Annotated in this window: 9 protein-coding genes and 1 pseudogene; 5 read left to right on the forward strand and 5 right to left on the reverse strand. The window is 38.7% G+C overall.

Annotation, left to right across the window (positions count from 1 at the left end; genetic code table 11):
* Positions 1-35 precede the first annotated feature (35 nt).
* Positions 36-518, reverse strand: a complete 483-nt coding sequence (locus tag VB732_RS25255) for a DUF4168 domain-containing protein (protein WP_323233635.1) — start codon at positions 516-518, stop codon at positions 36-38.
* Between the two features lie 108 nt (positions 519-626).
* Positions 627-1,616, reverse strand: a complete 990-nt coding sequence (gene holA, locus VB732_RS25260) for a DNA polymerase III subunit delta (RefSeq protein WP_323233636.1) — start codon at positions 1,614-1,616, stop codon at positions 627-629.
* Positions 1,617-1,847: 231 nt separating this feature from the next.
* On the opposite strand from holA, the gene VB732_RS25265 reads away from it, so the two are divergent.
* Positions 1,848-2,636, forward strand: a complete 789-nt coding sequence (locus VB732_RS25265) for a DUF1868 domain-containing protein (RefSeq protein WP_323233637.1) — start codon at positions 1,848-1,850, stop codon at positions 2,634-2,636.
* A gap of 226 nt (positions 2,637-2,862) precedes the next feature.
* On the opposite strand, the gene VB732_RS25270 is transcribed toward VB732_RS25265, so the two are convergent.
* Both VB732_RS25270 and VB732_RS25275 read right to left on the reverse strand, forming a co-directional pair.
* On the reverse strand, positions 2,863-3,648 hold the full coding sequence (locus VB732_RS25270; protein ID WP_323233638.1) for an RDD family protein: 786 nt from the start codon (positions 3,646-3,648) through the stop codon (positions 2,863-2,865).
* 46 nt (positions 3,649-3,694) lie between these two features.
* On the reverse strand, positions 3,695-4,540 hold the full coding sequence (locus VB732_RS25275; protein WP_323233639.1) for a hypothetical protein: 846 nt from the start codon (positions 4,538-4,540) through the stop codon (positions 3,695-3,697).
* Between the two features lie 79 nt (positions 4,541-4,619).
* On the opposite strand from VB732_RS25275, the gene VB732_RS25280 reads away from it, so the two are divergent.
* Positions 4,620-5,573: a stage II sporulation protein M gene (locus VB732_RS25280; RefSeq protein WP_323233640.1), complete on the forward strand. Its 954-nt coding sequence runs from the start codon at positions 4,620-4,622 to the stop codon at positions 5,571-5,573.
* A gap of 101 nt (positions 5,574-5,674) precedes the next feature.
* Entirely contained in the window at positions 5,675-6,244 is a 570-nt protein-coding gene (locus VB732_RS25285; protein WP_323233641.1) for a Uma2 family endonuclease, read from the forward strand.
* A gap of 57 nt (positions 6,245-6,301) precedes the next feature.
* Here the strand turns inward: VB732_RS25285 and VB732_RS25290 are convergent.
* Positions 6,302-6,466 (reverse strand): annotated as a pseudogene (locus VB732_RS25290) (transposase); the annotation flags it as partial.
* Positions 6,467-6,732: 266 nt separating this feature from the next.
* Between VB732_RS25290 and VB732_RS25295 the strand changes: the two are divergent.
* Together VB732_RS25295 and VB732_RS25300 are read left to right on the forward strand one after the other, a co-directional pair.
* Positions 6,733-7,515 (forward strand): phosphate ABC transporter ATP-binding protein, encoded by a 783-nt coding sequence (locus tag VB732_RS25295; protein ID WP_323233642.1) that lies wholly within the window; start codon positions 6,733-6,735, stop codon positions 7,513-7,515.
* Positions 7,516-7,699: 184 nt separating this feature from the next.
* The coding region (locus VB732_RS25300; RefSeq protein WP_323233643.1) for a transposase-like zinc-binding domain-containing protein at positions 7,700-8,782 on the forward strand (1,083 nt) is incomplete at its 3' end.

Raw genomic sequence — 8,782 nt, forward strand, 5'->3', positions numbered from 1 at the left:
TAGAGGGAATTGGGGATTTTGAATCTAAGTTGGAGTTAGGGAGAATCAGGACTTTTTTGCAGACGTAATAAGGTATTGTAAACCTGCTGTTTTAAGATATCGTTATTTTGTAGTTCTATAGTAATTCTGTTAAACTGATCGATGCTCAAACCATTATCTTGGACAATTTTTTGAGAGCGATTACAGTAATTTACTGCGATATCTTGAGCCTTTCTAGGAAGACCATTTATGCTGTTAGAGTCGTTACAAACAATTTTAGGAATTTCTCCATTGCCAATAAGTTTTTTAATTTCTTCAAAGGCATTTTGACGTGCTGGTTCCATTGCTAGCACGGCTTGAGCATAACTGTTTATTTGACTATTGTTAGCTATTGGTGCCGAAGCTTGACCATAAGCTTTTGAACTCAATAAAAAAGAGTTGGAAATCACACTTGTAGTAACAATCGCGCCGAAAAAGAATGATTGGTAAAGGCTTCGCTTTCGGTTATATCGGGAAAGGAAATCAGAAATTTTCTTCATATAGTGTGTGACACAAAACTACATCAGGGATATTATAAGAAATTTGAATTATTTTCCGAGTAGGAAGTTCCAGCAACTTTTGAGTACATCAGCTTTTATATTTGATTGTCAACTCCCTCGGCATACTTGACAAAGTTCGATGACTTTAGTCTGGAATGTTGACATTTCTGATGCTCCTTGCTTGAGGCTAACTTCTAACTCCAATAGTAGAGGTAAGCAAGAAATTAGTTGTTGCACAGAAAGCAGCTTGATTTCTTGCTGTAAGAAGTAGAGCCGTTTAGGATTACCGATATCAGCAGCAATAGCGATCGCTTGTTGGTTGCGCTCACCACTTTCTATCATAATCTTCACCCATAGCCAAGTGCGAAATTGTCCAATCAATGTAGCAACTATCCGTAATCCCGGCTCGGAAGCATTAATCATATCTGCCAAGGTTGTCAAAGCTTTCGCTGTATCTCCTGTTCTGATTGCTGCTGCTAATTGTAAGCTGTTTTGAGTAGTATTTCTTACTAACTTTGTGACGGTATCTACGTCTAAAGGCTTGTTGCTACCGTGGGCATATAACCGTAATTTTTCTATCTCATTGTAGAGTAATCGTGTATCATTTCCCACGGACTCTGCTAACAACTGGGCAGTATTGGCAGTCAGTTTTACACCCACAGTCTGGGCTGCTTGATTAACAGATTGCACCAGTAATTCTGTTTTCCAAGGGGGAATAAGGGGAAATTCTCGGAATTCGGTAGCAAATTGTTTTAACAATTTTGTGGATTTGAGGCGTTCATCAGGCTTATTGCGGCTGGTGAGTAATAAAAATGAGTTTTCAGGAATCACAGATAGCGATCGCACCAGTTCCGCTAAGACATTCTCTGGACAGTGCTGACACAAAGTTGTATTGATCAGCCATACCAAGCGCCCACCAGCGCCAAAAGTAGGTGTCATAACCTGATTTAACCCTTGGATAGCAGCATCAGCTTGATCTGGGGTGAATGCAGTGTAATTAAAACTGATCCAATTGGGATCGAGGACGCGATCGCGCAGCACAGCAATCGCCTTTTCTATCGCAAAATCATCCTCACCCCAGTAAAAATAAAGTGGCATAGATAAACCTCTTAGTATATGGGGAATGGGGAATGGGGCATGGGAAGAGACAAGGAAGAAACTTATTTAATAATTTCCCCTCATCTCCCTCATTTCCCCCTGCTCCCTGCTCCCTGCTCCCTGCTCCCCTGCTTCCTCCCCACTCCCAAAACTAAATACTTTTGAAATCATTCTGTTAATCGGGGTAATTTTCCCTAAAATCTATCAAGTGAGAGCGTGAGGCTATGAAGATTGGACGACAACTATCAAACTTACTTAAATCGGTTAGCACGACTGACGCTGCCAGAAGCCTACAGATCCCAAGCCCAGCATATTCAGGAATCTTCTAAATTTCAGCCACATTCTGGCTTGAGACAAGCAGCGTCTTTTCCTGGCTATACCTTAATTACCCCACCAGCAGGAGAAGAATCAGAAAACTCTGCTTTTTATGCCAAATTACAGAGTTACCAACAGGAACTTTTGCAGTTGCCTGTAAACCGTAATTTGATTGTACCTCTACCTCCTGCTAGCTTCCATCTAACTTTAGCGGATTTAATTTGGGACAATGCTTACCTGGATGCCCGCGAAAAAAATCCCAATTTTGACAAAGAGCTACCCTCTTGTTTAGCGGAAACGTTTCAGCAATATCAACAATTGATGACAAACAGGAGTCATCCGATTAAATGGCAAATGCTGGGACTAATACTGATGCCAAGAGCTATAGCTGTTTGTTTAGTGCCCCAAGATGAAAGCTGCTACGAGGAAATTATTAAATTTCGCCGAACAATTTATCAAAATCCCAAGTTAATTGCCTTGGGTATTGAGCAGCATTATCATTTTACAGCCCATGTTACACTAGCCTATTTTGGGGAGGTTTCATCTGATTTAGACCGCACAAGCTTTAGCACAAATCTTTCTCAATTGAATGACAAATGGCTGTTTAATTTGCCAGAATTTTCGATTAATCGTGTCGAATTGCGAAAATTTGACAACATGACACACTATTATCGTGAACCAAACTGGCCGATTTTAGATTTTTAAGTCGTGTAAGAATTCAGCACCCAGGAGTCAGGAGCCAGATTCTATCAGGAATCTAGAATAATTAGTATATTTATTCATCAAATGTTCTCCTGATTCTTTAACTATTCTGAATTCAGAAGGACTGAATTCTTACTGAGTCATTAGTTAGTAGTTAGTCGTCAGTAGTTTATACTCGCTGGCAACTGACTACTGATTATGATTTATTAGTCTAAATAAAATCTCTAGCCTAAAATTTCGGTTGTTTATAAACGAGATAAACAGCTTCTAAAAAGACATCAGGTGTCACAGCTTCGGGCAAATTATCTAAATTAATAATAGCTACTACTTGCTCGGCTAACTTTAGAGATAGTGAGGCTTTTGCCTTTAATGACATTGTAGTTCGTCGCTGCAAATACTCACGAATAACAGCAAAATCATCGGGCAATAACTGCGATAAATCAGCGTTTTGGATTAACTGCTCGTGAAGTACCTTTGCCTGTTCTGAAATTGTCAGTGTCGCGGATGTAGTGGGTGTTTCGGTTTGAATTACAATTGTGCCAGCAGCCAAATCACCTAAGCGCTTTTCTCGACTACCCAACATAATTAAAAAAGCGCCAATAAACAAAGTCTCATCAAAAGGTCGTAGTAGGGCACGTAGAGCTGCTTGTTGTAGCCCGATGAGTCTGCCATCATCTCGAACCACGCGAATTTTAACGACCCGTTTACCAGGGGTTTGCCCAAACCATAAGGTTTCAAAAAATACAAAATAGCTAATGTAAATTGCAAAGACGATAAAGAAGAAGATTGCTAATAACCAAATATCTAAACTTGGCAACTTCGTAAATGTAGCTTCAATAAAATTGATCAGCTGCGTGGAGAAAACAGCCCAGGTAAGGACAAACAGAACTAAAGTTACACCCAACACAGTATAGTCAATCAGCAGTGCCAAAGCTCGATTCCCAATTCCCGCTAAAGTAAATTCCAACTCTACACTTTCTGGAGTTTGGAATGTGATGCGATTAAAAAAGCGCATATTTTAATCAATTGAAAATTATATAGAGTTGGATTAAAGTGTTGAGCTAACGAAAATCTTGTGTGGGAGGTTGTCGTAACTGCAAACCTAGACCCTCACGCCGAGTCCGCAAGTCTAAGTATAAAACAGCTTTCAACGCTTGCCAGAATGGCATTACTAAAACTCCCCCTACTAAGCTGCCCACCCAAGAAATGAAATACACAATTCCGTAGATAATAGAACCTTGCTCAAGCTTTAAGAGGAATAAGCTAGGTATATAGTTTAATACAAACAGTAATGGCAGTGTAACGAAAAAAGCAACTAAAACAACGCCTTGAATGCGAAGTACTGAGGCTTTAGTTAATTCCCAACTTCTAGAAACACTTTCGCCACCATTAATATTTTCTTCAACTGCTAGCGGTACCTCAGCTACTATCCAACGCGAGTAGAACCAGGTTAGTCCCAAAACCAAAACAATTACCATTAAAATTATTGCCAATGTGGTTGTGACTATAACACCAGCAGCACCTAATATCGTTCCTAATAGCGCTACCAACGCAGCAGACAGAAGACCACCTGCGATCGCCAATCCTAAATAAACTACCAGCAAAGATATACTTACTTGAAAACCAACTCTTAAAAATGACCACAGACGGGGATTAACATGGCTGCTGGCATCGTGGACACTTTCAGGTTGGTAAATTAATTCTCCAAAAGCCAAGCGTGAAATTAGTCCAGAGATCGCTGCATATTTTGCCCAGCCATAGATCGGAACTATAATCCACAAGTGCGCGATCGCAGCTAGTTTCAGATAAGTCTTCAGATGAGAACGATACAATCGCACCGCAGCACTGACAACATTCCCTACACTCAGTGGTTGTATCTGACCTGAAGATCCAAAGTTTTCAGACATAATGATAAATTCCCTTGAAACTACGGAGATTAATTTGAAGCTATCTTAAGCTAAGTTAAACTCAGTGTTCCCAAAATTCATGAATATTCAACGTTGGATTGCGCGACGAGAACCAAATTGGCAGCGTCTGGATGCCTTATTAAAGCAGATAGAAAAAAAAGGTCTAAAGTCTCTACAAGCGGCAGAGATTAGAGAGTTAGCGAGTTTATATCGTTCAGTAGCGGCAGATTTGGCTCGTGCCCGTACCCAGCAAATCGGCAATACTTTGATACAAAGTTTACAATCTTTAACAACTCGTGCCTATACGCAGATTTACCAAGGTTCGCGGCGACAGGAATGGCAGGCAATCCTAGAATTTTACCGATGGGGATTACCATCTGTAGTCCAGAAAACCTTTATATACATTGCTATTGCAACGGCACTGTTCCTACTGGGGGCACTAGTGGCTTGGTGGTATTCCTGGCAAAACCCCAGCTTTATGGCTTTGATTGTACCTGAAAGTTTGATTACCAAAGTGCGAGATGAGCATAAATTATGGATGGGTTCAATTGTTGGCGTTGAACCTCTAGCATCTAGTGGTATTACGATCAATAATTTGTCCGTTTCTTTTGGCGCTGTTGCTGGTGGCATCACAGTCGGACTATACACAGCCTATTTGATGATTTTTAATGGCTTATTGATTGGTGCTATTGGTACTTTAGTTGGTCAAAATAATCTGGCTTATCCTTTTTGGGCTTTTGTGTTTCCGCATGGTTCCTTAGAATTACCCGCGATCTTTTTTGCTGGGGGTGCAGGATTTTTATTAGCAAGAGCAATTTTATTTCCTGGTAAATATCGCCGTGGAGATGCACTAAAATTTTACGGTTCTCAGGCGGTGCAGCTAGTATTTGGGATTGTACCAATGTTGATGATTGCTGGTGTGATCGAAGGCTTCTTTTCGCCTAACCCCAGTGTGCCTGATGCAATTAAATATTTGGCAGGGATAGGATTATTTATACTTTTGGTAATGTATTGTAGCCGCAAGCAAACATGAAATAATTTAGGTGTTGGCGAATTGGAAAACTGAAAAACTTTTTATAATAAGGTAAACATCAACTATGTCAAAAATCCTCATAAGTTAAAGCTAGGATAATTATGGTAAAAACATCAAACAAAATATTGAGTTTAGAAGAGTTTCTTGCATTACCAGAAACCAAACCATATTGCGAATACATTGACGGTAAAATCATTCCAAAACCTATGCCTCAAGGAAAACATAGCACTATTCAAGGAGAACTTTGTCCCACAATCAATTCTGTTATCAAAGTCAAAAAAATGGGTTGGGCTTTTCCAGAATTACGTTGCACTTTTGCAGGACGTTCTATAGTTCCCGATGTTGCTGTATTCTCTTGGACAAGGCTTCCTGTAGACGAGAATGGTGATATTGCCAATACATTTGCCGCAGCACCCGACTGGATAATTGAAATTCTCTCCCCCGAACAAAGCCATACAAAAGTTACAAAAAAAATCTTACATGCCCTCAATCACGGAACTCAAATGGGTTGGTTAATTGACCCTGATGAGCGGTTCATTGCTGCTTATCCTGCGGGACAACAACCTTTACCTTTTGAGGAAATTGAGTCTGTTTTACCAGTGCCAGAATTTTGTCAGGGGTTACAGTTGACGGTAGGTGATATTTTTGGATGGTTAAAGGTGACTGCGTAACAAATATTTGCTTCAAACCAACTTACTATTCTTAGAGACCATTTATAAAGTAAATCTTTAGACGACAAGACGACGCAGCATGATCCGAGTCATAACAGCATATATAGCAGCTTCACTCATTTCTGGAAGATGCTCGTAATCCTTGCTAAGACGATGGTACTGGTTGAGCCAACCAAAAGTTCTTTCTACTACCCAACGCTTGGGTAAAATCTCAAATTCTTTTTTAAATCGAACTAGACCAAATCCTTTTTCATAAGAAAGGATGGCATGTAAGTAAAGGCAGAGAAGAGGGGTATAAAAAGTTTATAAGAGATAAATTTTGGAATATAGCTTTAATATAAATATCGAGTAGCAGTTTATCTGCTGCATGACTACTGTATAACTACGTAATTTCTATGAATATCTCCTTTTAGGGGTAACATAGTGAAACAGCTGCGTTGATTTGTACTGTTTTACTTAATTAAGTTTTGTTTCACTGTTTTGGGAATATGAGTAAACTAATTCCAGCCATCAGAGTCAAAAACTTCAGCTTCTATTACGACGCTCAAAAGATAGTTGAAGGCGTGTCAATGGATATTTACCAAAACCAAGTCACGACAATTATTGGTTCTAGTGGTTGTGGCAAGTCTACTTTTCTTAAATCGTTAAATCGCATGAGTGAATTAGAAGAAGCAGATGTAAAGGTCGAAGGAAGAGTAGAATTTTATGGACAAAGTATTTATGAGCGTCGTGTCAACATCAATCGCTTGCGTCGCCAAGTTAGTATGATTTTTCCCAAGCCAAATCTTTTCCCTATGAGCATTTACGATAATGTTGCTTATGGGGTGAAATTAGTTGGATGGCATCCGAAAGTAGAATTAGATAGGATTGTTGAGTCTGCCGTCAAAGCTGCTGAACTTTGGGATGAAGTGAAAAATAAGCTGCACAAACCTGCTTTAGAACTTTCTGGTGGTCAACAACAAAGATTATGTATTGCCCGTGCTTTAGCAGTCAAACCAAATGTTCTGTTGATGGATGAACCTTGTTCAGGTCTTGATCCTAATGGCAGCATGAAAATTGAGCATTTGATCCACAACCTACGTTCTGAGTTAACAATTGTAATTGTGACTCACAATATGCAGCAAGTTACTCGCCTATCCGATTTTACGGCTTTCTTTTATAGTAATGAAAATCGGATTACTCAAATGGTTGAATTTGGGACTACAAATAAAATTTTTACTAACCCTGTGGATTCTCGCACCCGCGACTATATTTTTGCCCGCGTCGGTTGAGATGTTTCTTTAATTCTAGCTATTGACAAGGCTATGACATGGTGTGAGCGGAAATTAAGGTTGAATCTAATTTCTGCTTGCTTTGAATTTTTCTTGTGTTGGGCAATGCAGACTGACATTGACAGTCTTTTTTTATACTATATACTTAAAGAGAAGTATCTGCCTAGACCACCTGAATCATAAGATGAAATGTCCTCTGTGCGAATCTACTTCATATTATAAAAATGGTCGTCACAATGACCAGCATAATTACCTCTGCAAAAATTGCGGCAAACAATTCTTTGAGCCTTCATTACCTCGTTCCCTAGAAGGTGAGTTGTTTGCTAACAGCAATGGACATACTAAAGTATCTATGACTGATGCGGCAAAAGTTTCTTTAGTAAAAAACCTACCAGAAGAAAAAATCACAAACAAAGGTCTTGGCTCTTTTAATTTTAAATTAGCTGAAGAACTGCTGCAAACTATATTATTGCCTGATTCTGATTGCTTAGAATCTTCTGTGTACAGCCAATTGCTCTTAAAAATTCAGCAAAAGAATGAAATTAAACATAAGTTAGAAACAGGAATATCTATTTTACTTTTGGATGCAGAAAACTTAAAACTAGATATTAATTCAGAATTGTTTTTAGCCAGTCTTTGTGAATATCCTCTCCAAGTTAAAATGGCATTCGCTAACTGGAGAAATCAAAGCATTGGCAAGCAAGATATTGAACTATATAACCGTGGCTATCAACTTGTCCATGTGCCTGAAGGTAAAAATAGTGCTGATGCAAAAATGATTGCATTTGGTGCTTGTATATTACGATCTTATCCAACAGTTAAAGAAATATTAGTCTGTTCTAGCGATGGAATTTTAAACCATCTTTGTAACGAACTCCAAAATCAAGGATTAATTGTCTATTGGGTACGTAGACAAGGACAAAATTTGCATATAGACAACCGGAATACAGGCAAATTAACTCATTATTCTTTGTCAATGGCAACAGAAGTTTTATCTTTTGAAAAAGCAGTTGACCCAATTCAAGATTTAGTTAAACCTGAACAGGAATCAATTAATGCTCGATTAAACAGTTTAGTGGATGTTGCAACTTCATTTCAAGAAAGATGCGAGATAAATATTGAATCTAATAATTTAAATCAACGAGAAAATGAAAAGCCAATATCTGTTGTAGATAACTCATTTACTGAATCTATTAAGGAACAAGAGGTTACGAAAATTTCTAATGTAGAGATATTAGATAAATTATTATTTAAAATTATTCAAGAT

It is taken from the genome of Nostoc sp. UHCC 0252 (assembly GCF_034931145.1).
In the GTDB taxonomy this organism is placed as follows: domain Bacteria; phylum Cyanobacteriota; class Cyanobacteriia; order Cyanobacteriales; family Nostocaceae; genus Nostoc.

Bases quoted from the DNA above. Each gene is read 5' to 3' on its own strand.
- VB732_RS25275 (WP_323233639.1), bottom strand. From the start codon at position 4,540: ATGTCTGAAAACTTTGGATCTTCAGGTCAGATACAACCACTGAGTGTA.
- VB732_RS25280 (WP_323233640.1), top strand. From the start codon at position 4,620: ATGAATATTCAACGTTGGATTGCGCGACGAGAACCAAATTGGCAGCGT.
- VB732_RS25295 (WP_323233642.1), top strand. From the start codon at position 6,733: ATGAGTAAACTAATTCCAGCCATCAGAGTCAAAAACTTCAGCTTCTAT.
- VB732_RS25285 (WP_323233641.1), top strand. From the start codon at position 5,675: ATGGTAAAAACATCAAACAAAATATTGAGTTTAGAAGAGTTTCTTGCA.
- VB732_RS25270 (WP_323233638.1), bottom strand. From the start codon at position 3,648: ATGCGCTTTTTTAATCGCATCACATTCCAAACTCCAGAAAGTGTAGAG.
- holA (WP_323233636.1), bottom strand. From the start codon at position 1,616: ATGCCACTTTATTTTTACTGGGGTGAGGATGATTTTGCGATAGAAAAG.
- VB732_RS25255 (WP_323233635.1), bottom strand. From the start codon at position 518: ATGAAGAAAATTTCTGATTTCCTTTCCCGATATAACCGAAAGCGAAGC.